Below are 24,622 nucleotides of genomic sequence, written 5' to 3'. Positions count from 1 at the left end.
GCACGCCAGGTCAAGCCGTCGCACGGTCCGGGACGGTCTCCTCCCCGGGCTCGGTGAGGAACAGCCCGAGCGCGAGCGCCGTGAGGGGCAGGAAGCACAGCACGGTGAGGACGCCCTGCGGCCCTCGGGCGTCGGCGACGAGCCCGAGGACGGGTGACAGCAGACCGCCGACGCTCACGGCCAGCCCCAGCGTCACGCCCGCCGCCGTGCCCGGACGGCCCGGCAGATAGTCCTGGCCGAGCTTGACCAGGACCGCGAACGGCAGGTTGAGCGCGACGCCCGCGGCCACCGCGAACAGCAGCGGAGCGTAGGCTCCGGGCGCGGCCCGCAGCGCGATCAGCGCGGGAACGGCCAGCAGCCCGCCGAGCTGGACGGTCCTGACCATCCCGATCCGGTCGGCGAGCCGGCCGCCGAGCAGGGTTCCGGCGACCCCGCCGACGAGGAACCCGGCCAGCGCGACCCCGGCGACGGCCCGCCCGGCGTGCAGGTGCCGGATCCAGTACAGCTCGACGAAGGTCAGCACCCCGAAGAAGATCACCGATCGGACGATCTCGACGGCCGTCAGGACCAGGAACGGACGCCACCGGTCGGCCCCGGCGCGGACCGCGGTCCGGACCGAGGAGGGACCCGGGCGGTTGCGGTGGAGGACGAAGGCCATCAGCACGGCCGGCGGGATGAACAGCGCGGTCGCGCCGACCCCCAGGGCCATGAGCGCCGGGGTCGCGAGCACCGGGGCGAGGAAGAAGCCGACGCTGCCGCCCGCGGCGAAGACGCTCATCGCCGCGGCGCTGTCGCCCGCCGCCTCCCGCGCCGCCCGGCCCGCCGCCGGATGGAACATCGCCACGCCGAGGCCCGACAGGAGGATCAGCGACCAGACGGCGGCGTAGGAGGAGAACAGGCCCGACAGGCCGAGGCCGATCCCGGCGGTGGCGACCCCGGCGGCGGCGAGCCATCCCAGCCGCCACCGGTCGACGGCCAGGCCGATGAACGGCTGGGGGATCGAACTGCCGAGGGTCGCGGCGAGGGTGAGGCCGGAGGCCGCGACGTAGCCGTAGTGCCGGTCGAGCACGAAGTAGGGGACGGCCGCGGGGACCAGCCCCTGGTACAGGTCGTCGACGGCGTGGGCCGTGCCCCACATCCGCATCCGCCGCAGCGGCGAACGCGTCTCCTTGCGTTCGAGTGTTTCGGTCATGGCACGAGCATTCACGGCGGCGCCCGGCGCGGGCTAGCGATACTCTGCCGACTCATGTCGATGAACCGCCATCCTCGGTCGCGCGTCCCGCTGGCCCACCGCGAGCGCGTCGACTGGCACCACCACGCCGACCACCAGCTGATCTATCCGCGCCGGGGCGTCCTGCGGGTCTCCACCGCCGAGGCCGTCTGGGCCGTCCCGCCGCAGCGGGCCGTCTGGCTGCCCGCCCTGGTCCCGCACGCCCACGAGGCCCACGGGCCGACCGACCTGCGCTGCGTGATCTTCGCCGAGAATCCGCTGGCCCTCCGCCGTCCCACGGTCATGGCCGTCAGCCCGCTGCTCGCCGAGGTCGTCGCCGCGCTGACGGCGGAGGACGCTCCCGGTCCCGAGCGGCGGCGCAACCTCCAGCGGGTGGCCCTGGACGAGCTGCGGCCCGTCGAGGGGCTGACGGTCCGGCTGCCCACCCCCGCCGACGCCCGGCTGCGCGACGTCGCGGCCCTGCTGGAGGCCGACCCGGCCACGCCGCGCACCCTCGCCGAGCTCGGCGCGGAGGTCGGTGCCTCCGAACGGACCCTGAGCCGGCTGTTCCGCGCCGAGACCGGCATGTCCTTCCCGCAGTGGCGCACCCAGCTGCGCCTGCACCACTCACTGACCCTCCTGGCCAGGGGATCGTCGGTGACGGCCGTCGCCGCGGACTGCGGCTACAACGGCCCCAGCGCCTTCATCCACGCCTTCCGGACGGCCTTCGGCACCACCCCGGGAGCCCATCTCGTCAACGACTAGCCGACCGGAGGAAACGCGGCGTGGCGTTTTCCGTCACCCACCGTGGTTACGTTGGGGAGTATGAGCGATGCGCGCAGTGTGGAACTGCCGGGGGACGCGGAACTCGCCTACACGGGCGCCTGGACGGGCGGCCTGCGCGGGGAGCGGGCCTTCCGGGAACTCGACCTGACCGGGGTCACCGACGAGATCCTGGGGGAGGTCGGCGCGATGCCCTGGCTGAAGGTGCTCAACGTCGAGGGCCCCTTCACCGACCGTGGGGCCGCCGCGTTGACCGGCCTCGGCGGCCTGGCAGAGCTGGGGCTGGCCTCGGACCTGATGACCGACGATGCGTTCCGCGGTCTCGACCGGCTCACCGGCCTCGAGGTCGTCCGGCTGAAGGGGGCCGCCGCCACGGGGCACGGCTTCGGCGGGCTGCCGGAGTCCGTCCGGGTGCTGTGCCTGCGGCTGCCCCGGCTCGACCTGGCCGCGCTCGCCGGGCTGCGGCGGCTCCCGCTCCTCGGCACCCTCGTCTTCGCCGGGGTCGAGCCGGGCCGGGACCTCGCGCACGCGGTCGCCGCGCTCGGCGGCCCGCTCACCCGCGTCGAGTTCCTCGGCGTGAACCCGCCGGACCCCGAGATCCTGCGCCCCTTCGCCGCCGCGGGCATCCGTGTGAACGCCGCCGAACCCGTTTAGGTCGGAGCCCGTCTAGACAGGCTGGGGCCGGGCGGCCGCCATGCGGACGGCGGCGATGCCGACCGGGACCGGGGCCCAGAACGTGACGGCGCGGAAGATCAGCACCGCCTGGAGGGCGGGGACGGCGGCGATGCCCACGGCGACCAGGGCGCCGGTGAAGGCGGCCTCGGCCGTCCCGATCCCGCCGGGGACGGGCACCGCGGACCCCGCCGCGCTCCCGACGATGTAGGCGCCGAACAGGACGCCGAGATGGTCGGGCGAGACCTGGGTCCCGGGCACGGCCAGCACGCTCAGCCCGAACGCCAGCCCCAGCACCGCGGCGACGGCCAGCGACGAGGCCATCAGCACGCACAGGTCGCGCGGACGGTGGGCCAGATCGCGCAGCGCGTCGAACCAGGCGAGGACCGCGCGCTTGCCGGTGCGCCTGGCCATCAGCACGAGCGCCGTGACGATCAGGACCACGGCCGCCGCGAAGCAGACGGCCACGCCCGGATGGGTGATGCCCTGCCAGAGCGCCGCGGCCTGGTCGGTGACCAGGCGGAAGGCCTGCACGTCATGGGTGAAGGCGATCGCGATCAGCAGGACCAGTACCTCGGCCGCCCAGAGCGCGGCGTGCTGGGCGGAGACCGCCATGACCGCCGTCGGCAGCGAGCAGCCGTGGACGTTCAGGTACCTGATGTTGACCGCGGTCCCGCCGAGCCCGCCCGGGGTGAACCGGCTCGCGGCGGCGGCGGTGAACTGGGTCAGCATGGTTCTGCGCAGGGGCAGGGTCGTTCCCGCGGCGGCCCTCAGGGCGATCGCCGCGAACAGGTAGTGCAGTACCGCCAGACCCCCCAGCACCGGCAGCAGCCTCCAGTGCATGGCGCTCAGCGCACCGATTACCGCCTCCACGAGGGGAGTATTCCCGCAGGCGGATGGCCGGATTCCCGGCACAGGGCAACAAAAGGACGAACAGCACCCCAAAGATCGTCGTCGCGGGCCCGCTCGCCGCGGAACGCCCCGCCGGGCGGTGCTCTGTCGGGGAACGTCCTGTGCCGCCCGGCCCGCCCCGCTAGGCTGCCGTGCATGCGCCGAGCCATGTGGGGCGGTACGTTGCTCGGTTCCGTGGCCGGAGCCGCCGTCGCCCTTCTCGCCGTCGCCGCCTTCACCAGACCCACCCCTGCCTGCGCCCTGTCTCCGTCGTTGGAGCTTGTTCCCGTAAAGGGGCGATCCATCCCCTCCCCCTCCACGGGCTGGGCCACCCACTACGCGGCCAGCGGCGGGAACTGCACCTATCCGGCCCTGCCCGCCGACCGGTACGTCGCCGCGCTCAGCCCCGCCGAGTACCGGGGCGCCGCCGCCTGCGGCACCTATCTCGACCTTCGCGGCCCGCACGGGACCGTCCGGGTCGAGGTCGTCGACCAGTGCGTCAAGTGCAAGCCGGGAGAGCTGGACCTGAGCGACGAGGCCTTCGCCCGGCTCGCCCCGATGAAGTCCGGCCGGGTCCCGATCACCTACACGCCCGTCACCGACCCGGCCGTGCCGCCGCTCGCGGTGCGGGTGCGCGGCGGCTCCAACCCCTACTGGCTCTCGCTGCTGGTGATGAACCACGGCAACGCGCTGGCCGGGGTCCGGGCCCGAGCCAAGGGCCGTCCCTGGACGTCCCTGCGGCTGAGTACCTACAACGCCTGGCAGGCGCCCGAGGGGCTCGGCCCCGGCCCGTTCACCGTCGAGGTCACCGACGTCCGCGGCCACAAGGCGACCGTCCGGGGCATCCGGCTGGTCATCGATCTGGTCCAGAAGACCGAGGTCAGCCTCTACCGCAGGGGCGGGACGCCCCCGGCGGCCCCGACCCCGCAGAGCGGCCCGGCGGAGACCGTCCTCCCGCGGGCGGCCGGGGGCACGCCCTGTGAGTAGCCACTTCGAGCTCGTGCCGGCCTGCGCGCTGCGCCGCGACACCCCCGCCGACCGGCTCAACCTCCTGCGCTGGTACCTGGGGCTCGTTCCCGGACCTCCCGCGGGTGCCCTGGACGGCGAGCGGCTGCTGATGCCGCAGCGGGACACCTACCTGCCCGGCGGGGAGTTCGCCGCGCTCACCGACAACGGCGGCTCCTGGGGCCTGTTCTACCGCGGGTTCTGGACCGCCCCCGCCCGCCACCGGGTTCCGGATCCGCACCGCGGGCGAGCTGGACGACCCGGCCCGCGTCTCCGCCCTGCTGCGCCATCTCGCCCCGGACGCCGGGCCGCCGGGCCCCGCCCGGCTCGCCGAGATCTGGCTGCAGATCATCTCGGCCCCGGGCCGTTCCCTCCTGCTCGCCGTGGGCGATGACGACCCGATCGGCACGGTCGACCTCGTGCTCGTCCCGAACCTCACCCACGGCGCCCGTCCCCGCCTGCTGGCCGGGAACCTGGTCGTGGCGCCCGAGCACCGCCGCCGCGGCGTCGCCACGGCTCTGCTGGCCGCCGCCGTCTCCCACGCCGAGGCGAACGCCTGCTACGAGATCCAGCTCCTCTCGGACGGCCGCCGCACCACCGCCCACCCCCTCTTCGAGGCGGCCGGCTTCACCGCGAACGCGACGGGCCACACCCGCCGTCTTTAGTGGTCGGCGACCGAGCCGCAGGTGATGTTGAGGGCGGCGGCGGTGATGGAGGAGGCGAGGTCGGAGGCGGCGAACGCGGCGACGTTGCCGACGTCGGCGAGGGTCGCGGCGCGGCCCAGCAGGGTCGCCCCGTCGATCGCCTCGGTGACGGCGGCGGCGTGCTCGAAGTCCGCCGGGAGGGTCTCGGTGATCCCGCCGGTCTGGAGGGTGACGACCCGGATGCCGTGCGGGCCGAGCTCGGCCGCGAGGACGCTCCGGAGGCTGTCCTGGGTCTGGAAGGCGACCTGGAGGCCGCCGAGGCCCGCGGTCGGCGGGCCGTAGCCGCCGAAGGTGAGGATGACGCCCGACCCCTGCCCGATCATGAGCCGGGCCGCCGCGGTCGCCGTGACGAAGGTGGAGCGCAGGGCGTTGACGACGGGAGCGGAGAAGTCCTCCCACGCCATCTCCGTCAGCGGGGTGCCCTGGACGTCGTCGATCCCGACGACGCTCATGGAGATGTCGAGCCGCCCGTCGGCCTCGAAGACGCTCCGGGCGTGCTCTCCGACCCGCGCCGGGTCCATCGCGTCGACCAGCGCGGTCTCGGCCGCCCCGCCCGCCTCGCGGATCTCCGCCGCGAGCCGGTCGAGCGGTTCCCGGGTGCGCCCGGTGAGATGGACCTTCGCACCCTCGCGGGCGAAGGCCCTGGCGACGGCCCCGCCGATCGAACCGCCCGCACCGTAGATGATCGCGTTCTTGCCGGTGAGCATCATGTCCCCTCCCCTTCCCCGTCAGCCCGGCGGAATGCCTCCGGTCGCCCCCGGCACGGGATTGAAACGTGTTCTAGCTCACCCCTACAGTGGGCGGATGATCCTGGATCGATTCAAGGTGACCGGACAGGTCGCCGTGGTGACCGGAGCGGGCCGGGGCATCGGCGCCGCGAGCGCCGTGGCACTCGCCCAGGCGGGCGCCGACGTCGTCATCTCGGCCCGCACCGAAGACCAGCTGCACAAGGTGGCCGCGGAGATCGAGGCCGCGGGCCGCAGGGCCCTCATCGTTCCCGCGAACCTCAACGACCTCGACGCCGCCGCCGCGCTCGCGGCCGCCGCGGCGGAGGAGTTCGGGCGGCTCGACATCGTCGTCAACAACGTCGGCGGCGCCATGCCCGACGCCTACCTCAACACCGACGCGCGGACTCTCAAGAACGCGTTCCACTTCAATGTGGCCGTCGCGCACGCCCTCACCCAGGCGGCCCTCCCGCATCTGCTGGAGACCCGCGGCTCCATCGTCAACATCTCCTCGGTGATGGGCCGGGTCGCCGGTCGCGGCTACCTCGCCTACGGCACCGCCAAGGCCGCCTTCGCCCACTACACCCGGCTGGCCGCCCTCGACCTCGCCCCCAGGGTCCGGATGAACGCGATCGCGGTCGGCTCGACCGCGACCTCCGCCCTCGACATCGTCATGTCCAGCGACGAGCTGCGCACCACGATGGAGAAGAACACGCCCCTCGGGCGGATCGGCGACCCCGAGGACATCGCGGCCGCCGTCCTCTACCTGGCCTCCCCGGCCGGTTCCTACCTCACCGGCAAGATCCTCGAGGTCGACGGAGGCATCGACGCCCCCAACCTCGAGCTCGGGCTCCCCGACCTTTAGGAGTTTCTCGTGGTGTACAGAGTCGTGCAGTGGAGCACGGGCAACGTCGGACGGCACACCCTGGCCGGTATCGACGCCCGTCCCGACCTGGAGCTGGTCGGGGTCTGGGTCTCCAATCCCGCCAAGGCGGGCAGGGACGCGGGAGAGCTGGCGGGCCTCGGCCGCGACCTCGGCGTCATCGCCACCGACGACGCGCAGGCCGTCCTGGCGCTGGAACCCGACGTGGTCGTCTACACCGCGATGGCCGACAACCGCCTGTTCGAGGCCCTGGAAGAACTCCAGATGATCCTGCGGTCGGGCACCAACGTGGTCTCGAGCAGCCCGGTCTTCCTCCAGTTCCCCGAGGGCGTCGTCCCGGACGAGATGGCCGACCCGGTCCGGAACGCCGCCCTGGACGCCGGAAAGTCGATCTTCGTGAACGGGGTGGACCCGGGCTTCGCCAACGACGCCCTCCCGCTCACCCTGACGGGCATCAGCGAGCGGATCGAGGAGGTCCGCTGCATGGAGCTCCTCAACTACGCCACCTACGACAACCACCTGGTGATGTTCGACATCATGGGGTTCGGGCGTCCCGTCGACGAACTCCCGTTCCTGCTCAACCCCGGCGTCCTCACCATGGCCTGGGGGAGCGTGGTCCGGCAGCTGGCGGCCGGGCTCGGCGTCGAGCTCGACGCGGTGGAGGAGGAGCACACCCGCCTGCCCGCGCCGGAGACCTTCGAGATCGCCTCCGGCACCATCGAGAAGGGGACGACCGCCGCCCTCCGCTTCGAGGTCAGGGGCGTCAAGGACGGCCGTTCCGTCGTCGTCCTCGAGCACGTCACCCGGCTGCGCGACGACCTCGCCCCCGACTGGCCGCAGCCCGCCGGCCAGGGCTGCTACCGCGTGATCGTCACCGGCGAGCCGAACTACACCCTCGACCTCCAGCTCCTGGGCACCGACGGCGACCACAACACCGCGGGCCTCAAGGCCACCGCGATGCGCCTGGTCAACGCCATTCCCGCCGTGGTGGAGGCGGCCCCCGGCCTGGTCACCGCCCTGGACCTCCCCCTCATCACCGGCAAGGGCCTGGTCCGCTAGGTCTGCTAGGTCCGCTGGCCCAGCGCGACGGCCAGCGTCTGGCCGGCGATCTCCAGCTCCTCGTTCGTGGGGACGACCATGACGCGCACGGCCGAGCCCGGGGTGGAGATCGTCCTGGGCTCGGCGGAGCGGACGGCGTTGGCGGCCGGGTCGAGTTCGATGCCGAGGGGGTGGAGCCCGGCCAGGGAAAGGGCTCGGGTGCGGTGGTCGTTCTCGCCCACCCCCGCGGTGAAGGCGATGCAGTCGAGACGGCCGAGCAGCGCGTAGTAGGCGCCGACGTACTTCTTGACGCGCTGCGTCGCGACCTCGACGGCCTCGGCCGCGTCGGCGTCGCCCGCGTCCACGCGCCGCCAGACCTCGCGCATGTCGTTGGCGCCGCACAGGCCGAGCAGCCCCGACCTCGTGTTGAGCGCGTCGTCGATCTCGTCGACGCTCATCTTCCTGGTGCGCACCAGGTACGGGATCAGCGCCGGGTCGAGGTCGCCCGAGCGGGTGCCCATGACCAGGCCCTCCAGCGGGGTGAGCCCCATCGAGGTGTCGACGCACACCCCGCCCCTGACCGCCGACGCCGAGGCGCCGTTCCCCAGGTGCAGGACGATCGTGTTGGTCTCGGCCAGGGACCTGCCCGCGAGACCGGCCGCCGCCCGGGAGACGTAGGCGTGCGAGGTGCCGTGGAAGCCGTAGCGGCGCACGCCCTCGTCCGTCCACTCCCTCGGAACCGCGTACAGGTAGGAGGCGGGCGGCATCGTCTGGTGGAAGGCGGTGTCGAACACCGCGACGTGCGGCGGCCCGGGGAAGGCCTCGCGGGCGACCCGGATCCCGGTGAGGTTGGCCGGGTTGTGCAGCGGAGCGAGCGGGGACAGCTCCTCGATGGCCTGCTCCACGCCGTCGTCGATGAGCACGGGCGTGGAGTACCGCGACCCGCCGTGGACGACCCGGTGCCCGACCGCCGTGATGCCCTCGAGGGAGGGGCCCGCCTCGGCGAAGGCGTCCAGGACGGCCCGCATCCCCTCGGCGTGCGTGGCGCACGAGCCCGGCCGCTCGATCCGGGACGTCCCCCGGTGGACCAGGAGGGAGGACTCCTCGCCGATCCGCTCGACCAGCCCGGAGGCCAGGACCTCGCCGTCGCCCATGTCCAGCAGCCGGTACTTGATCGACGACGAACCGCAGTTCAGCACGAGGACCCGCGCGGTCATGCTCTCTCTCCCTGTGCCTGGATGGCGGTGATGGCGACGGTGTTGACGATGTCCTGCACGGTCGCTCCGCGGGACAGATCGTTGACCGGCTTGCGGAGCCCCTGGAGGACGGGGCCGACGGCCACGGCCCCCGCACTGCGCTGGACGGCCTTGTAGAGGTTGTTGCCGGTGTTGAGGTCGGGGACGATGAACACCGTGGCCCGTCCGGCGACGGGGCTCTCGGGCATCTTGGCCCTGGCGACGGTCGGGTCGGCGGCGGCGTCATACTGGATCGGCCCCTCGACCGGCAGGTCGGGGCGCAGGCGCCGGACCAGCTCGGTCGCGGCCCGCACCTTGTCGACCTCGGCGCCCGTCCCCGAGGTGCCGGTCGAGTAGGACAGCATCGCGATCCGCGGCTCCACCCCGAAAGCGGCGGCGGTCGTGGCGGACTGAATCGCGATGTCGGCGAGCTGCTCGGCGGTCGGGTCGGGGTTGACCGCGCAGTCGCCGTAGACCAGCACCCGGTCCTCCAGGCACATGAAGAACACCGAGGAGACGACCTTGGCGCCCGGCGCGGTCCTGATGACCTCGAAGGACGGCCGGATGGTGTGGGCGGTGGTGTGGTTCGCGCCGGACACCATGCCGTCGGCCAGGCCGAGCCGGACCATGAGCGTCCCGAAGTAGGACACGTCGGTCACGGTGTCGCGGGCCAGGGCCACCGAGACCCCCTTGTGCGCCCGCTGCTCGGCGTACTCGGCGGCGAACCGCTCCCGCAGCTCGGGGTCGAACGGGCTGAGGATCCGCGCGGCCGACAGGTCGAGCCCCAGGGACGCGGCCTGGGCGGTGACGGCGTCCCGCTCGCCGAGCAGCGTCAGATCGGCGACGCCGCGGCGCAGCAGGATGTCGGCGGCCCGCAGGATCCGCGGGTCGTCGCCCTCGGGCAGCACGATGGTGCGCCGGTCGGATCGCGCCCGCTCGATGAGGTCGTACTCGAACATCAGCGGGGTGACCGCCGCCGACTTGGTGACGTGCAGCCGGTCGAGGAGCTCCTCGCCCCTGACGTGCTCGGCGAACAGCCGCAGCGCGGTGTCGATCTTGCCGGTGGCCTCGGGGGAGAAGCGGCCCTCGATGGCGGCCAGCTCGGTCGCGACCTCGAAGGTGTCGTCCCCGGTGAGGATCACCGGGAGGGTGGGCTCCATCCCGTCGACCAGCCGGACGACGGGTTCGGGCAGATCCATCCCGCCCGTCATGATGATCGCCGACAGGGCGGGGAAGGTCGCCGCGGTGTGCGCGGCCAGCAGGGCCGGCAGCAGGCCCGCGGCCCGGTCGGAAGGGATGATCACCGCGACGCCCTCGGTGAGGCGTTCGAGGATGTGGGGGAGCGACATGGCGCCGACCATGAGCCCGCTGACCTCCCGGCCGAGCTGGGCCCCGTCACCGAGGAACAGGGTGCCCGAGCAGCCGGTCATCAGGTCGCTGACGGTCGGCGCGGACAGCCGTGCCAGCTCCGGCAGCACCGCGATGCCGGTGTCGCCGAGCCGGGCGCGGACCGCGTCTGCCCGGTCGGGGGCGACCCGGGTGACCAGGGTGCCGAGCAGCGTGGCGTGCTCGTTCGCCAGCTCCTTGTGGGCGACCGCGATGGCCGCCGCGATCTCCCCGGGGGAGCGGTTCTGCCCGTTGGCCAGCAGCAGCACCGGAGCGCCCAGATGGGAGGCCAGGACGGCGTTGAACTCGAACTCGGTGGCCGCCCCGACGTCGGTGTAGTCGGTGCCGACGATGATCACCGCGTCGCAGCGCGCCGCGAGCTGCCGGTAGGCCGCGACGATGTCGTTCGTGGCCCGTACGGGGTCGGCGTGCACGTCGTCGTAGGTGACGCCGGTCGCCCCCACCGCGTTGAAGCGGGCGGACAGCGTGGAGATGGTCGAGTCGGTGCGGCCCTCGATGACGACCGGGCGGAAGACCCCGATCGTGCCGACCCGGCGCGAGAGCAGCTCGGCGATGCCGAGCGCGATCGTCACCTTGCGGGTGGCGGCGTCGGTGGCCGCGATGTAGACGGCGCGCGTCAAAGTCGCTCCTAGGCGGCGGTAAGGAAAGGTATATGGCTTATTTCCGTGACTATCTTCTGAAGAGTGATCGAGATACGCCAGCTCCGCGTCTTCAGGGCCGTCGCCAGCACCGGCTCGTTCTCCGGCGCCGCCAGGGAGCTCGGTATCACGCAACCGGCCATCAGCCAGCAGATCAAGGCGCTGGAGAAGACGGTCGGCACCCCTCTCATTCTCCGTTCCGGACGCCAGATGCGGCTCACCGAGGCCGGTGAGGCGCTCTGCCGCCACGCCGCGACCGTCCTCGGCGCCGTGAACGCAGCCGAGGAGGAGATCGCCGCTCTCGCGGATCTGCGGACGGGCCGCGTCAGGGTGGCCTCCTTCCCGGCCGGCTGCTCGGCTCTGGTACCCAGGGCGCTGGCCGCGATGCGCGAACTGCACCCCGACGTCGGCACCGAACTGGTCGAGGCCGACCCGGACGAGGTCGTGACCATGCTACGGGCCGGTGAGTGCGAGGTCGCGGTGACCTACGCCTACGAGGACGCCCCCGCCCCGCACTGGACGGACCTGGTCAGCCGGGTCCTGATGACCGATCCGATGGTCGGGCTGCTGCCGGCCGGGCATCCGCTGGCGTCCGCGGGCAGGCCCGTGGAGATCACCGAGCTGACGGACGATCCGTGGATCGCGGGCTGCGCCCGGTGCCGCGCCCATCTCGTCGACGTCTGCCGCCGGATGGGCTTCCATCCCTCCGTCGCCTACGCCACCGACGATCCCCGCGGCGTGGTGGGCCTGGTCGGCGCCGGGCTCGGGGTCTCCCTGCTGTCGGAGCTGGCCCTGCGCGGGCTGGCCGAAGGCGGGGTCACGAGGGTTCCGGTCGTCCCGGACGCTCCGCGCAGGATCGTCGCGATGACCCTTCCGGACCTCGTCAAGGTCGCCTCCGTCAACGCCATGGTCGACCGGCTGGAGGAGGCGGCCGAGTCCCTGGCCGCCCCGCCGCTGACCACGGTCTGAGTCCTAGACCGAGCCGACGAGCCAGTTCTCGTCGGCGCCCAGCCAGGTGCCCGGCAGCTCCCTGATGGTCCAGGAGCGTCCGTCGAAGGAGGCGGCCTCGCCCGCTCCCGCCGCGGTGAGGCCGCCGGCGGTCGTGGTGAGGGCGTTGACGGGGAACGGGGCGTCCGAGGGGGACCAGCGGCGGCCGGTCCAGCGCAGGAGGGTGGCGCCGCTCGCGCCCCACAGCCCGGCGGCGGAGGCGGTCAGCACGGTGACGGCGCCCGTCCCGGTCCTGAACTCCTTCCAGGAACGGCCGTCGAACCGCACGATGAGGCCGTCGCGGTCGCGGGCCCCGGAGATCCACAGATCGGTGCCGTGCACGGCGACGGCGAGGGGCCGCAGCGGGCGTCCCGGCACCGGGACGCGGCGCCAGTGCGGCCCGTCGCGCCGCAGCAGGACGGTCGCGGGGAAGCCGTGGCCCACCGCCCAGCCCGCGCGGACGGCGGTGAGGACGTAGCCGAAGCCGAGGTCGGGCGGTCCGGCGTCGATCCAGCCGGTGTCCGTCCGGTGCAGGAGCAGCGGTTCCTCCGAGCCGCCGGCCGGGTCGAACCAGCCGCCGACCGCGACCCCGTCGGGGCCGACGCCGGTCAGGGTGGCCCCCCTGCCGCCCGGCGGCAGCACCGGGACGGTCTCGTTCCGCCATTCGATGCCGGTCCAGCGCTGGACCAGCGGCCCGTCGGACGTCGCGCCGACGGCATAGGGCGCGGCCACGGCCGACAGCAGGAACGCCGCGCCCGGATCGGGCAGCGGGGTGCGTTCCCAGCCGTCGGCGGAGGCCAGCACCGCCGCGCCGCGGACGGCACGGGCGTGCTCCGCCTGGAGCGATCCCCCGACGTTCATGTCTCACCGTCCAGAAACAAGGACCCGACCTTCTTCTTACCCCTGCACGGCGGCGGGAACGCCGGAGGAGTCCTTTTCGGCATCGCGCCGCGCCCGCACGAGCCGCTCCCGGGAGCGTCCGGCCCCGAGATGGCCCAGCGCGGCGGCCACGCCGATCATCCCGCAGATGATCCAGTTCCCGTTTCCGAGGTGTTCGAGACCGAACCCGCCGAGCGCGGGGGAGATGAAGGCCGCCAACGGGAAGACGATATAGAAGACCGCCTGGTAGCGGGCGCGCAACGCGGCCGGGGACAGCTCGGCGATCACCTCGGCGTTGGGCGGGGCCGCCAGCATCGAGCCGATCGTCCAGACGAACGCGGCCACCAGGTAGACCGCCAGGCCGTCGGCGAGGGCGATGATCGAGAAGCCGAGGCCGAGGAAGGCGGCGGCGCAGGCCAGGACCCGGCCCTTCTCCCGCCCGCCGATCAGCGCGGGCACGAACAGCTGCCCGACGACGATCAGGGCGCCCGCGAAGGCCGTGACGACGCCGTAGGCGGATCCGCTCAGCCCGTCGTCCTTCATGGCCAGCGGCAGGATCGTCGAGGCCTGGGTGAAGACGGTCGCGACCAGCAGGGTCAGGCCCACGAACGTCATGAAGGAGCGGTCGCGCAGGGCCGTTCCGAGGCCGCTCCGGTCCGCGGGCGCAGGCCCGTCGCGGTGGGTGAGGGTCTCAGGGACCTTGATCGCCAGGACCAGGAAGGCGAGGAGGGTCGCGACGGCGTCCAGGGAGAACAGGAGGGCGAAGCCGATCTCGGCGAGCAGCCCCGCGAGCAGGGAGGCTGCGGCCATGCCGAGGTTGAAGGCCCAGAACTGGAGATTGAAGGCGCGCTGCCGGTCGGCGACGGGGACCACGTCGATGATCGCCGCGACCATCGCGGGCCCGGCCATGCTCTGGAAGACGCCGATCAGGCAGGTCAGCACCGCGATCGCGGGCAGCCAGGGGGTGAAGGCCAGCGCCGCCATGGAGGCCGCGAGCAGCAGATGGCCCGTGAGCAGCGTCCTGCGGCGGCCCCACCGGTCGGCGAGGACCCCACCGGCCAGCGATCCCGCCGCTCCGCCGATGCCGGCGAGACCGACGATCAGCCCGGCGCCCGAGGCGCCGAGCCCCCGCTCGTTCACCAGGTACAGGGAGAGGAACAGGACGCCGAACCCGCCGACCCTGTTGATCAACATCCCGGACCACAGATACCAGTACGTGCCCGGCAACCCGCCGACGTTCGCGCGCCACCAGCCCCGCACCGTGCACCCCCGAAAACTGTAAGGAAACCTCACAGATCCTAGGGGTGCCGTCCCGAAGGGACAAAGTCGAAGAGATCAGGCGGCGGGGAGGGGGAAGGAGGCCCAGACGGCCTTGCCGCCGGTCGCCAGCGGGGCCCACCCCCAGGCCTCGGAGACGGCGGCCACGACCTGGAGGCCGCGTCCGTTCTCGGCGAAGTCGTCGGGCTCGCCGGGCGAGGGGGCCTCGCCGCTGGGGTCGGTGACGATCGCCAGCACCCTCTTCTCCTGCTGCATGAGGATGAGCTGGATCGGGGCGCGGGCGAGCCGGTGACGGCCGGGCAGACCGTAACGCAGCGCGTTGGTGACCAGTTCGGAGACGACGACCGAGGCCTCGCAGTAGACGTCGGGCACCGACCATTCGTCGAGCGTGCCGCGGGTGAAGTCGCGGGCGACCCGGGGCGAGCCGAGATCGCTGTTGAGGGGGCATCGGGCGAGCCTGGTGGTCCCCGTCGCGGGCGGGGTGGGCCAGTGGCTCGACTCCAGGGTGGGAAGCAGTGCGGGCCACCGGGTCTCCTCAGGGCAGGAGGCGGCCTGGCGGTGGTGCACGCGTGGAGCCCGCTGAAGAGTCATGGGAGTCCTGTCGCGGTCCAGTGTTACGGCGGGTGGGTGTCCGCTATCTTTCCCCTCAAAGGCGTGCAGGTGCAAGGGCTCCTGCACGTGCATCGGTCCTTGCAGCAAAGAAAATCACGCTTGGAACGGAGCAACAGGTGGGGGATCACCGAAAGGGGGCGCTCGTGTACGGAGCGCGGCAGATGTGGATGAAGGCGGCTCGGAGCAACCCGAGCGGCAACTGTGTCGAACTCAGCGAGCTGCCCAGTGGGGACATCGCCATGCGGAACTCGCGGCACCCGGAAGGTCCGGTGCTCGTGTACACCCGGGCGGAGATCGAGGCTTTCATCGGAGGCGCGAAGGACGGTGACTTCGATCATCTGGTGGCGTAGTCAGGAACGGCTCCCCGTGGGATACTGATCCGTCCGTCGGACCCCAGGCCCCACAGGGAGCCCTTGATGGCCAACACGGAACCAGCGTCCGTGCTCGACTTCTCCGCCCACCCGGGCGGAGGTCCCACCGTGCTGCGCATCCTTCTGGGCGCGCAGCTGCGGCGGCTGCGCGAAGCCAGGAACATCACCCGCGAACGCGCGGGATATGAGATCCGCGCGTCCGATTCCAAGATCTCTCGGATGGAACTCGGACGGGTCTCCTTCAAGGAGCGCGACATCTCCGATCTCCTGACGCTCTACGGCGTCACGACGGCGGAGGAGCGCGAGAAGGCCCTCGGGCTGGCCCGGCGGGCCAGCGCCAACGGCTGGTGGCACAACTACAGCGACGTGCTGCCCAAGTGGTTCGAGGACTACATCGGGCTGGAGGAGGCGGCGAGCCGCATCCGTGCCTATGAGGTGCAGTTCGTGCCGGGCCTGCTGCAGAACGAGCAGTACGCCCGCGCGGTGACCCTTCTCGGCCACGCGGCCGCGCCCGAACCCGAGATCGAGCGCCGGGTGGAGATGCGGATGACGCGGCAGGACCTGCTCAACGCCGACCACGCGCCGCATCTGTGGGCGGTGGTGGACGAGGCCGTCGTGCGCCGGCCCATCGGCTCGCGGGAGGTCATGCGCTCCCAGCTGGAGTTCCTGATCGAGGCGTGCTCCCGGCCGAACGTCACGCTGCAGGTCGTCCCGTTCTCCCGGGGCGGGCACGCCGCAGCGGGCGGGCCGTTCAGCATCCTGCGGTTCGCCGAGCCGGATCTGCCGGACGTCGTCTACCTGGAGCAGCTCACGAGCGCGCTGTACCTGGACAAGCGGGACGACATCGAGCGCTACCTCGCGGTGATGGAGCAGCTCTGTGTGGAGGCGGACCCCGCCGCCGACACCCCCAAGATCCTGAAACGCATCCTCGCGGAAATGTGAGTTCTGCTCGCGTCCGGTCGCGGGTCCTTGACCTGCGGCCGGACGTTTTTTGTGCCCGGAATCGGCCACAATTCGCTGCGCAACCTCTTATTCACGGCAGTCCGGATTGTGGTCGAAATTACAGTCGGCGCCCTCATTGCCGCTCCGTGCGCCCCGGCGGGGCAAGTGCTGCCGAGTCGGCTGTGACCTGCGGCACTCGTCCGCAGACGCGCCTGTTAATGGTGCGTGAACGGTTTGTACCGGCCGTGTGTTGATTTGACAATCAAAGATCGATTCGTCTTCGATGGCCCATACTCCAGTGACAAAAGGGATGGCTCCGTGGGCGGATCTCGGCAGGGTGAACCATGACGGCCTTGGCGGAACTCAAGCGGACTCTGTTCGCGGTCGACGGCTACTTCAGGGACGGCTGGGACGACCTCCTCGAGGCCGTCGCGGAACCGGCCGGGATCCTGCACCGGCACGCGACCCTGCTCCTCAAGCCCGAGGCCGTCACCGGGCGGCGGCTGGACGAGGCCATGGACTGGCTCCTCGAGCAGGACGCGGTGATCGTCGCTGCTGAGCCCGTCGCCCTCGACCGGCACGGCGCCCGCGCCCTGTGGGGGTATCGGTGGAACGCCGCGACCCGCGAGCGCAGATGCCTGGCCGAGGCCCTGGCCACGGCGGGGGAGAGCCTCCTGGTGGTGGTGCGGATGCCCGCCGGGCCCGTCCCGGCGACCGCACGGCTCAGCGACCTCACGGGCCCGGCCGACCCGTCGTGCCGCGAGCCGTGGCAGCTGCGCCACCGGCTCGGTGACGTCCTCCCCGGCGAGGACCTCCTGATCGACTTCGTGCACACCGCGGACGAGCCCGACGACCTCGTCCGCGAGTTCGGCATCCTCCTGGACGGCGGCGACCGGCGCCGCGTCTACGCCGAGATGGCCGACGGCCTCGACCGCGAGGGACGGGCCAGGGAGCTGGCCGAGGAGCTGTACCGCCGCCGGCCCGCGCACGACCTGACCTACGAGGCGGCGCTGGCCCGCCGGGACGCTCCGGCCGAGCCCTGGGACACGGTGATCCTCGGCACGGCCGCGGAGAGGCCCCCGGCCCCCGGCGGGGCGGCCCCGCCCACCGGGGTCCCCACCGGCCGGTGGGAGCACCGGCCGCTGCGCTACGAACGGACCCTCCCGCACCCCCTGGTCCACAAGTCGGGCAACGGCGAGGTCTTCCTCACCGACCACGCCCCCGGTCCCGGCGGCGGGATCCTGCTGGCCGGGGAGCTCCCGGTGGCGCACCGCTACTTCAACGACCTGCCCGTGCCGCGCCTCGACCTGATGCCGCTGCTGGAGCTCTGCCGCCAGGGCTGCTACGTCGTCGCCCACGCCTATCACGGCGTCCCAGGGGACCATCGGTTCCTGCTGCGGAACCTGTCGGCCCGGCTGGCCGGTCCCGGGCCCGCCGTCCGCAGGGCCGTGATCGAGGTGACGGTCGCGGGCGCCTTCACCCGGGGGCTGGCCCTGGACTACATCGTCCGCGCCGAGGACGGCACCGAGCTGGCCACCGCCTCCTCCTCCTTCTCGTGGATGGACGGACCGGCCTGGGAGCGGCTGCGCGCCGCCGGACGGGCCAGGCACGGTCTCGGCCCCGAGATCGGGGCGCCGCCCCGGGCGGGCACCTTTCCCGCGGCACGCGGCGTCGGCAGGACCGGCGACGCCAACGTGATCGTCGCCGATCTGGCCTGGCGGCGGGGCTCGGCGGACGCCCGGCTGGCGCTCGATCCCGCCAACCCGGCGATGTTCGAGCAGGCGCAGGGCCATATTCCCGGCATGACCCTGGCCGAGGCGGCCCGGCAGAGCGCCCTGTGGACGCTGTCACGGCATCTCGCGGTGCCCGCCGGCCAGCTCACGGTGGTCGCGCTGGAGACCGGGTTCTCCGCGGTCGGCGAGCTCGACGCCGCCGTGGACTGCGCGGCGAAGGTCGTCTGCGACCGCGGCGGCCGGTACGCCGTCGGTGTCGGATTCACCCAGACCGGCCTCGACCTGGCCGGAGCCACCGTGGAGGCGGTCCGCTCATGATCCTCGGAGGCAACATGATCCTCGGAGGCAAGGGGACCAACCTGCGGCGGCTCTCGGAGGCGGGCCTGGTGGTCCCCCGCTGGTCGGCCGTCGGCCTGGACGCCCTGAGCGGATTCCGCGCCCGCACCGGCCTGGACGGTGAGATCGCGGACCTGCTGGCGGGCCTGTCGCCGGAGACCGCGGACGACATCGCCGAGAGGATCGCGAAGGCCTTCGCCGCGACCCCGCTGGACGCCCCCGCGCTGGAGGCGGTCGGGGCGGCCTACGCCGAGGTCGGCGGCCTCGTCGCCGTCCGCTCCTCCGGGGCGGGCGAGGACCTGCCCAACCTGTCGTTCGCCGGCCGGTACTCCTCCTACCTGGGGATCGAGGGCGTGGAGGAGGTCGCTGAGCACGTGAAGCTGTGCTGGGCGTCGGCCTATTCGGCGCGTTCCCTGGTGTACCGGCGGCTGCACGACCTGCCCGTGGACCGGATCGAGATGGCCGTGGTGCTCCAGCGGATCGTCCCGGCCGAGGTCAGCGGGGTGCTGTTCACGGTGAACCCCGTCTCGGGCGACCGGAACCAGGCGCTGATCAGCTGCGTGTACGGGCTCGGCGAGACGCTCGTCTCGGGCGCGGTCGACGCCGACACCCTCTCCCTCGACCGGGTTACCGGCATCGTCGGGGACGCGGTCATCGGCGAGAAGGCCGAGCGGCTGGACTGCGGCAGCGGGCTGACCGAGGTGCCGCCGCACGACCGGGAGCGGTTCGCGCTCACCAACGACCAGGTCGTGGAACTCGGCGCGCTGGCGGCGGCCGTCGAGGCGCTGTTCGGCTGCCCGCAGGACGTCGAGTGGGCGCTGCACAAGGGCGTCTTCCACGTGCTGCAGAGCCGCCCGGTCACCACGCTGACGGAGACGCCCGCGGATCCCCCCGCCTGGGACGACCCCGCCGTCATCGAGCCCGCCGTCATCGAGCCGTTCGAGACCGTCCTCGGCACCGGCGGACGCGTCTGCCCGACCTTCCTCGACTGGTCCAGGGTCCTGTGGACGTCCTGCCCGGTCCGCGGGATCGCCGACGACCTCCACGAGGCCTACGCCGAGTTCGACGCGGTCGACTACGAGGACATGCCGGGCGAGGAGGTGAACCGGGAGCTGTACCGGCTGGAGGAGCGGCTGCGGTCGAAGCGGGCCGGTGCCGCCGTCCTCGACAACGTGGTCATGCTCTCCTGCGGGATCCTCTACGGCCTCACCTCCCGATGGCTGCCCGGCGCCCCCGAGGGGTTCCTGTTCCAGGCCGTCGGGGAGGGCGACGACGCCGAGCCCGGCCGCCATGACGCCGACGCCTACCTGGAGGAGCACCTCGGCGGGCTGAAGCTGTTCGTCTACGACCGGGTCAGGGGCAAGGTCGGGCAGGTCCTGCGCGAGCGCGAACGGGTCGGGTCCGCCCGCACCAGGGTGTCCGGGACGGCCCGCCGCATGCTGACGGCGATCGGCGGCGACCTCGAGCGGGCCGGTGCGCTCGGCGACCGCGGCGACGTGTTCCTCCTCGAGCTGGAGGAGATCCGCGCGGCCTACGCCGGCACGCTCGACCACCGCGAGCTGCGTCCGCTGTCGGACCTCCGCAGGCGGCAGCGGACCGGGCGGAGGCTGCGCCCCGCTCCCCGGGCGGGCGCGCACCGGCGTCCGCCCGCCTACGGCCCGCCCCAGGCGGCCCCCGGCGGGGAGGAGGTGCTGCGCGGCACCCCCTGCGGTTCCGGCGTCGTCACCGCGCCCGCCCGGATCGTGGACACCCCGCACGAGGCGTCCGGCGGGGTGCTCGTCGCCTATCGCACCGATCCCGGCTGGGCCGGCGCCCTGCCCTCCGCCGCGGCGCTGCTCGTCGAGCGCGGCAGCCCGCTCACGCATGTCGCGATCGTCGCGCGGGAGCTGGGCGTGCCCGCGGTCGTGCAGATCCCCTGCCTGACCGCCCGGGTCCGCGACGGCATGAGCCTCACCGTCGACGGCGGCACCGGGACCGTCACGATCGGAGCCTCCCGCTGACGGTCGCGTGGACCCACGCCGAGATCCGGGCGATCAGGTCCTCCGAGGCGGCGATCTCAGCATGGCCGAAACCGGGTTCGATCCAGAGCTCCCGGGGCTCGCCCGCGGCCTCGTAGAGGGTCAGGCCGTGATCGACGGGGAAGAAGCCGTCGGCATCGCCGTGGACGACCAGGACCGGGCAGGAGATCCGGCCGATGACCTCGTTCGGAGCCTCGGGCACCGGATCCCATCCCGAGGCCGCGATGCGGGTGCGCCGGCCGATCCGGACCGCCGCCCGGCCCAGCCTGCTCTCCACGGCCCAGTGGACGCGCCGCATCGGCACCGTGTCCCGGTAGTACCAGCGGGCGGGGGAGCTGACCGACACCACCGCGTCCACCCCGCCCATGAGGGCCGCGTGGCGGATCGCGGCCGAGGCGCCCATGGAGAAGCCGACGACGGCGACGCCCCGGTAGCGGGAGCCGGCCCACTCCACCGCGGCCTGGAGATCGTGGATCTCGAGGTCGCCGACCGTGGACAGGCCGCCGGATCCGCCGTGGCCCCGGAAGTCGAGCGCGAGCACGGCCGCGTCCCGGCCGAGGATCCCGGCGATGTGCCGCAGCTCCTTCATCCGCTGGCTGCACGTGAAGCCGTGCCCGACGATCACGCACGGGCCGTCGGCGGGGCCGGGATGGTGGCGGGCGGCCAGGCGGACGCCGTCTGATGTGAGCAAGGACACGGGTTCTTCGGGCATGGCATACATGATCGCAGGCGTTTTGGCTACGTCCGAAATATGTACGTAACATGGAAGAGCTGACCGCAAGGCGGCCGCCGTTCCCCGGCGGTATCTACCCCGGTCCGACGCCAATCCCTGACGGGCGTCCCGGGAACTGTTCACTCCGGGCCCTGTCACGAGCCGACGACGGAGCCCCGGAACACCGTGAAGTCCTATTTTTCCGTGCTGAGCGCCCCCGGCGCCTGGCGCTTCCTGCTGCCCGCCCTGGCGGCCCGCCTTCCCTTCGCGATGCTGCAGATCGGCATCCTGATGCTCGTCCAGTGGGCGACCGGCTCCTACGGCTGGGGCGGTATCGCCTCGGCCGCCGCCGCGGTCGCCCAGGCGGTCACCGGGCCCCGGATGGGCCGCCTCGCCGACCGGTACGGCCAGGCCAGGGTCCTGGTGCCCCAGGTCGCCGCGCACGCGGTCCTGCTCGGCGGGCTCCTCGTCCTCGCGCGGGCGGAGGCCGCACCTCTCGCGCTGATCGTGATGGCCGGTCTCGCCGGTGCGACGATGCCGCTGGTCGGCTCCATGGTCAGGGCCCGTTGGGCGCACATGCTGCCCGCCGAGAAGGTCGGGACGGCCTTCGCCGTCGAGTCCATCACCGACGAGCTGACGTTCACCGTCGCGCCGATCATCCTCATCGCCGTCGCCACCGGCTTCAGCCCCGTGTGGGCGCTGCTCGTCGCTCTGGTGCTCGTGGTCGCCGGAACCCTGGCCTTCGCCGCCGTCCGCACCGGGGCCCCGACCCCGACCGGGGCCACGGCCAAGGGCGGCGGGGGAGTGCTCCGCAGGCGGGGCGTGGGCGTCCTCGCCGGGGCGCTGCTGTCGATCGGCACGGTCTTCGGCTCCCTCCAGGTCGGCATCACCTCCCTGACCGAGGAGCTCGGCAGGGCCGGAGCCGCGGGACCGATCTACGGCACCTTCTCCGCGGGCAGCATGGCCGGCGGTCTCGCCTACGGCGCCCTGCGCTGGCGGACCGCGCTCACCCGCCGCATGGCGGTCCTGCTCGTGCTGCTGTCCGGCGCGCTGGTCGTGCCCGCGCTCGCCCACGGCATCGGGCTCATGTACGCCGCCGCGGCCCTGGCCGGGATCGTCATCGCCCCCTGCGTGATCACCGGCTACACCCTCCTCGACGGCCTGGTGCCCGCCGGGGTCAGGACCGAGGCCTACGCCTGGCTGAACGGGGCCATCGGCCTGGGCATCGCGACGGGAGCGGCGGTGGCGGGCCAGCTCGTGGACGCCTTCGGGCCTTCGGCCGCCTTCCTCTTCCCTCCGCTCACGACCGCGTTCGCCGCCGTCCTCGTGATCGTGAGAAGGCACAACCTGGAGCCCGTTCCTGTCGTCGTACCTGAGCGGGAACTGGTCGCCGCCTGAGCTGTCGTCTAGACCATGGTCTAGACCACTCTGGGAAGTTCCCGGTGAACAGTCAGTGATGACTGCCTGCAGAAATACCAGTACCAGTCAGTAACTACCTAGGGTGTCATTCGTGAGTCGTCGCGCGAAAATCGTCAGCACCATCGGACCGGCCTGCTCGAGCCGGGAGCAGATCCTCGCTCTCGTCGAGGCCGGGATCGATGTGGCCCGTCTGAACATGAGCCATGGATCCTATGAGCAGCACGAGGCGGTCTATCGCCACCTCCGTGAGGCGGCGGACGCCACCGGCAGGGGAGTCGGCATCCTCGCCGACCTGCAGGGGCCGAAGATCCGGCTCGGCCGCTTCCCGGAGGGCCCCGTCCGCCTGAACGTGGGCGACGAGTTCACGATCACGATCGACGACATCCCCGGCAACCGCCGCGAGGTCTCCACGACCTACAAGGGCCTGCCCGGCGACGTCGCCGCCGGCGACAGCGTCCTCATCGACGACGGCAAGGTCTCCCTCAAGGTCCTCGCCGTCGACGGGCCCCGGGTGCGCACCGAGGTCGTCGTCGGCGGCATGGTCTCCGACAACAAGGGGCTGAACCTGCCCGGCGTCGCGGTGAGCGTCCCGGCCCTGACCGAGAAGGACGAGGCCGACCTCCGCTGGGCCCTGCGCATCGGCGTCGACATGGTCGCCCTGTCGTTCGTCCGCAACGCCGCCGACGCCCAAGAGTGCTACCGGATCATGGACGAGGAGGGCGTCCGCGTCCCCCTCATCGCCAAGATCGAGAAGCCGCAGGCCGTCGCCGCGCTGCCCGAGATCGTCGACGCCTTCGACAGCATCATGGTCGCCCGCGGCGACCTCGGCGTCGAGCTCCCGCTCGAGCAGGTCCCGATCGTGCAGAAGCGCGCCATCGAGCTGGCCCGCGACAAGGCCCACCCGGTCATCGTCGCCACCCAGATGCTCGAGAGCATGATCAGCGCGCCCCGCCCGACCCGCGCGGAGGCCTCGGACGTCGCCAACGCGATCTTCGACGGAGCCGACGCCGTCATGCTCTCCGGCGAGACCGCCGTCGGCCAGTATCCGATCGAGGCCGTCCAGACCATGGGCCGCATCGCCCAGGCCGCCGAGGGCAGCTCGCTCACCCTCGACACGTCCGTGGACCGCGTCCCCGAGACGGTCGGCGGCGCCATCGCCCGCGCGGCCGCCGAGGTCGGCGCGATCGTGGGCGCCAAGGCGCTGGTCGCCTTCACGATGTCGGGCGAGACCGCCCGCCGCCTGTCGCGCTACCGCAGCCCGATCCCCCTGCTGGCCTTCACGAGCGTCCAGCGCACGCGCAGCCAGCTCGCCCTCACCTGGGGCGTCGAGACCTTCATCGTCGACCACGTCAACCACACCGACGAGATGGTCCGCCAGGTCGAGCAGGCCCTGCTCGAGATCGGCCGCTGCCAGAAGGGCGACCGCGTCGTCATCGTCGCCGGCTCCCCTCCCGGCACCGTCGGCTCCACCAACGCCCTCCGCGTCCACCGCATCGGCGACGCCATCGCCCACCTGAACGCCTGACGAACTCCCCCGGAACGCCCCCTTCAACCAAGGGGGCGTTTCGCGCATGATGGACCCATGGACGCCCCAGAGCCCCGCTGGACCTCTCTTCCGGCCCCGATCCGCCTGGCCGACACCGTGGCCACCCACCCGACCCTGGAGCACTCCGAGGGCCTCCCGGACCCCCAAGACCTCGACAAGGAATGGGCGGTCCGCTGGTACGGCTAGGGCCTGTCTCGAAGTCAGCTGCCCTGCGGCACGCGAAAATGCTCTTCACCGGCCGGTGAAGAGCATTTTTCATGGGCCCGGGCGCACGGACCGGGAGGCCGCTCTAGCAGGGGCCGCCGTTGAAGTAGCACGTTCCGAGGTAGGACCCGTTGGTGCAGTCCTCGCAGTACCAGAGCTCGTCCCAGTGGCTGAAGGCCCCTCCCGAGCACGTCCTGCGAATGAACTTCCGCCGGCAGACGCCGATGGCCGACGCCTCGACGCCGGGGACGAACATCGACAGCATCCTCTGGCCCAGGTCCTCGATGACCCGCATTCGAATCCTCCCTGTTTTCCGGTGGTCCTGACCGTTCGAAGAAATCACAAAGAACAAGGGCGATCAAGGTCTGAACGGTCTCCGGGGCGTCTTTCTTTT

The 24,622-nt window shown here is 72.5% G+C and carries 25 protein-coding genes; 15 read left to right on the top strand and 10 right to left on the bottom strand.

Annotation, left to right across the window (positions count from 1 at the left end):
- Positions 1–10: 10 nt before the first annotated feature.
- Positions 11–1,192, bottom strand: a complete 1,182-nt coding sequence (locus tag ABD785_RS15540; RefSeq protein WP_344828452.1) for an MFS transporter — start codon at positions 1,190–1,192, stop codon at positions 11–13.
- 60 nt (positions 1,193–1,252) lie between these two features.
- On the opposite strand from ABD785_RS15540, the gene ABD785_RS15535 reads away from it, so the two are divergent.
- Positions 1,253–1,975 (top strand): helix-turn-helix transcriptional regulator, encoded by a 723-nt coding sequence (locus tag ABD785_RS15535; protein WP_344828449.1) that lies wholly within the window; start codon positions 1,253–1,255, stop codon positions 1,973–1,975.
- Positions 1,976–2,035: 60 nt separating this feature from the next.
- Positions 2,036–2,647, top strand: coding sequence for a hypothetical protein (locus ABD785_RS15530; RefSeq protein WP_344828446.1), 612 nt, complete (start codon positions 2,036–2,038; stop codon positions 2,645–2,647).
- A gap of 12 nt (positions 2,648–2,659) precedes the next feature.
- Here ABD785_RS15530 and ABD785_RS15525 read toward each other — a convergent pair whose 3' ends face one another.
- Positions 2,660–3,538 carry a lysylphosphatidylglycerol synthase transmembrane domain-containing protein gene (locus ABD785_RS15525; protein ID WP_344828443.1) on the bottom strand — a complete coding sequence of 293 codons (879 nt, stop codon included), beginning with the start codon at positions 3,536–3,538 and terminating at the stop codon, positions 2,660–2,662.
- A gap of 174 nt (positions 3,539–3,712) precedes the next feature.
- On the opposite strand from ABD785_RS15525, the gene ABD785_RS15520 reads away from it, so the two are divergent.
- Genes ABD785_RS15520 through ABD785_RS15510 form a run of 3 tightly spaced genes read left to right on the top strand, consistent with a single transcriptional unit; the run spans position 3,713 to position 5,226 of the window.
- The gene (locus ABD785_RS15520; protein WP_344828440.1) at positions 3,713–4,543 is read left to right on the top strand and encodes an expansin EXLX1 family cellulose-binding protein; all 831 of its coding nucleotides are present in this window, start codon (positions 3,713–3,715) and stop codon (positions 4,541–4,543) included.
- Complete coding sequence (locus tag ABD785_RS15515) at positions 4,536–4,955, top strand: hypothetical protein (protein WP_344828437.1); 420 nt, start codon at positions 4,536–4,538, stop codon at positions 4,953–4,955. The genes ABD785_RS15520 and ABD785_RS15515 overlap by 8 nt, the downstream gene beginning before the upstream one ends.
- Positions 4,840–5,226 (top strand): GNAT family N-acetyltransferase, encoded by a 387-nt coding sequence (locus ABD785_RS15510; RefSeq protein WP_344828548.1) that lies wholly within the window; start codon positions 4,840–4,842, stop codon positions 5,224–5,226. Before ABD785_RS15515 ends, ABD785_RS15510 begins: the two co-directional genes overlap by 116 nt.
- On the opposite strand, the gene ABD785_RS15505 is transcribed toward ABD785_RS15510, so the two are convergent.
- Positions 5,223–5,975: an SDR family NAD(P)-dependent oxidoreductase gene (locus ABD785_RS15505; RefSeq protein WP_344828434.1), complete on the bottom strand. Its 753-nt coding sequence runs from the start codon at positions 5,973–5,975 to the stop codon at positions 5,223–5,225. The genes ABD785_RS15510 and ABD785_RS15505 overlap by 4 nt on opposite strands.
- 94 nt (positions 5,976–6,069) lie before the next feature.
- Here ABD785_RS15505 and ABD785_RS15500 point away from each other — a divergent pair, with 94 nt between their 5' ends.
- Positions 6,070–6,855: an SDR family oxidoreductase gene (locus ABD785_RS15500; protein ID WP_344828431.1), complete on the top strand. Its 786-nt coding sequence runs from the start codon at positions 6,070–6,072 to the stop codon at positions 6,853–6,855.
- A gap of 9 nt (positions 6,856–6,864) precedes the next feature.
- Entirely contained in the window at positions 6,865–7,932 is a 1,068-nt protein-coding gene (locus tag ABD785_RS15495) for an NAD(P)H-dependent amine dehydrogenase family protein (protein WP_344828428.1), read from the top strand.
- Between the two features lie 5 nt (positions 7,933–7,937).
- On the opposite strand, the gene ABD785_RS15490 is transcribed toward ABD785_RS15495, so the two are convergent.
- Positions 7,938–9,128, bottom strand: a complete 1,191-nt coding sequence (locus tag ABD785_RS15490) for an acetate/propionate family kinase (RefSeq protein ID WP_344828425.1) — start codon at positions 9,126–9,128, stop codon at positions 7,938–7,940.
- A complete protein-coding gene (pta, locus tag ABD785_RS15485; protein WP_344828422.1) occupies positions 9,125–11,173 on the bottom strand; it encodes a phosphate acetyltransferase in 2,049 nt (682 codons plus the stop codon). Before pta ends, ABD785_RS15490 begins: the two co-directional genes overlap by 4 nt.
- Before the next feature lie 63 nt (positions 11,174–11,236).
- Between pta and ABD785_RS15480 the strand changes: the two genes are divergently transcribed.
- Positions 11,237–12,160, top strand: a complete 924-nt coding sequence (locus ABD785_RS15480) for a LysR family transcriptional regulator (RefSeq protein ID WP_344828419.1) — start codon at positions 11,237–11,239, stop codon at positions 12,158–12,160.
- Positions 12,161–12,163: 3 nt separating this feature from the next.
- Here ABD785_RS15480 and ABD785_RS15475 read toward each other — a convergent pair whose 3' ends face one another.
- The 3 genes from ABD785_RS15475 to ABD785_RS15465 form a co-directional block, all read right to left on the bottom strand.
- The gene (locus ABD785_RS15475) at positions 12,164–13,039 is read right to left on the bottom strand and encodes a hypothetical protein (RefSeq protein WP_344828416.1); all 876 of its coding nucleotides are present in this window, start codon (positions 13,037–13,039) and stop codon (positions 12,164–12,166) included.
- A gap of 36 nt (positions 13,040–13,075) precedes the next feature.
- Positions 13,076–14,251, bottom strand: coding sequence for an MFS transporter (locus ABD785_RS15470; RefSeq protein WP_344828414.1), 1,176 nt, complete (start codon positions 14,249–14,251; stop codon positions 13,076–13,078).
- 141 nt (positions 14,252–14,392) lie between these two features.
- Entirely contained in the window at positions 14,393–14,926 is a 534-nt protein-coding gene (locus ABD785_RS15465; RefSeq protein WP_344828411.1) for an ATP-binding protein, read from the bottom strand.
- Positions 14,927–15,108: 182 nt separating this feature from the next.
- Between ABD785_RS15465 and ABD785_RS15460 the strand changes: the two genes are divergently transcribed.
- From ABD785_RS15460 to ABD785_RS15445, 4 genes are all read left to right on the top strand, one after another.
- Positions 15,109–15,297 carry a DUF397 domain-containing protein gene (locus tag ABD785_RS15460; RefSeq protein ID WP_344828545.1) on the top strand — a complete coding sequence of 63 codons (189 nt, stop codon included), beginning with the start codon at positions 15,109–15,111 and terminating at the stop codon, positions 15,295–15,297.
- Positions 15,298–15,363: 66 nt separating this feature from the next.
- The gene (locus ABD785_RS15455; protein WP_344828410.1) at positions 15,364–16,260 is read left to right on the top strand and encodes a helix-turn-helix domain-containing protein; all 897 of its coding nucleotides are present in this window, start codon (positions 15,364–15,366) and stop codon (positions 16,258–16,260) included.
- 344 nt (positions 16,261–16,604) lie between these two features.
- Entirely contained in the window at positions 16,605–18,311 is a 1,707-nt protein-coding gene (locus tag ABD785_RS15450) for an AfsA-related hotdog domain-containing protein (RefSeq protein ID WP_344828407.1), read from the top strand.
- On the top strand, positions 18,308–20,329 hold the full coding sequence (locus tag ABD785_RS15445; RefSeq protein ID WP_344828404.1) for a PEP/pyruvate-binding domain-containing protein: 2,022 nt from the start codon (positions 18,308–18,310) through the stop codon (positions 20,327–20,329). Before ABD785_RS15450 ends, ABD785_RS15445 begins: the two co-directional genes overlap by 4 nt.
- Here the strand turns inward: ABD785_RS15445 and ABD785_RS15440 are convergent.
- Complete coding sequence (locus tag ABD785_RS15440; RefSeq protein WP_344828401.1) at positions 20,307–21,059, bottom strand: alpha/beta hydrolase; 753 nt, start codon at positions 21,057–21,059, stop codon at positions 20,307–20,309. The genes ABD785_RS15445 and ABD785_RS15440 overlap by 23 nt on opposite strands.
- A gap of 186 nt (positions 21,060–21,245) precedes the next feature.
- On the opposite strand from ABD785_RS15440, the gene ABD785_RS15435 reads away from it, so the two are divergent.
- The 3 genes from ABD785_RS15435 to ABD785_RS15425 all read left to right on the top strand — a co-directional run bounded on the left by ABD785_RS15435 (position 21,246) and on the right by ABD785_RS15425 (position 24,210).
- On the top strand, positions 21,246–22,457 hold the full coding sequence (locus ABD785_RS15435) for an MFS transporter (protein ID WP_344828399.1): 1,212 nt from the start codon (positions 21,246–21,248) through the stop codon (positions 22,455–22,457).
- 112 nt (positions 22,458–22,569) lie between these two features.
- A complete protein-coding gene (gene pyk, locus ABD785_RS15430; protein WP_344828396.1) occupies positions 22,570–24,003 on the top strand; it encodes a pyruvate kinase in 1,434 nt (477 codons plus the stop codon).
- Positions 24,004–24,060: 57 nt separating this feature from the next.
- The gene (locus ABD785_RS15425; RefSeq protein ID WP_344828393.1) at positions 24,061–24,210 is read left to right on the top strand and encodes a hypothetical protein; all 150 of its coding nucleotides are present in this window, start codon (positions 24,061–24,063) and stop codon (positions 24,208–24,210) included.
- Between the two features lie 103 nt (positions 24,211–24,313).
- On the opposite strand, the gene ABD785_RS15420 is transcribed toward ABD785_RS15425, so the two are convergent.
- Positions 24,314–24,523 (bottom strand): hypothetical protein, encoded by a 210-nt coding sequence (locus ABD785_RS15420; protein ID WP_344828390.1) that lies wholly within the window; start codon positions 24,521–24,523, stop codon positions 24,314–24,316.
- Between the last annotated feature and the right edge of the window lie 99 nt (positions 24,524–24,622).

The organism is Actinocorallia longicatena (genome assembly GCF_039534125.1).
GTDB lineage: Bacteria > Actinomycetota > Actinomycetes > Streptosporangiales > Streptosporangiaceae > Actinocorallia > Actinocorallia longicatena.
The sequence above is the reverse complement of the archived record's forward strand: the minus strand, read 5'-3'. Positions and strand labels throughout refer to the sequence as shown.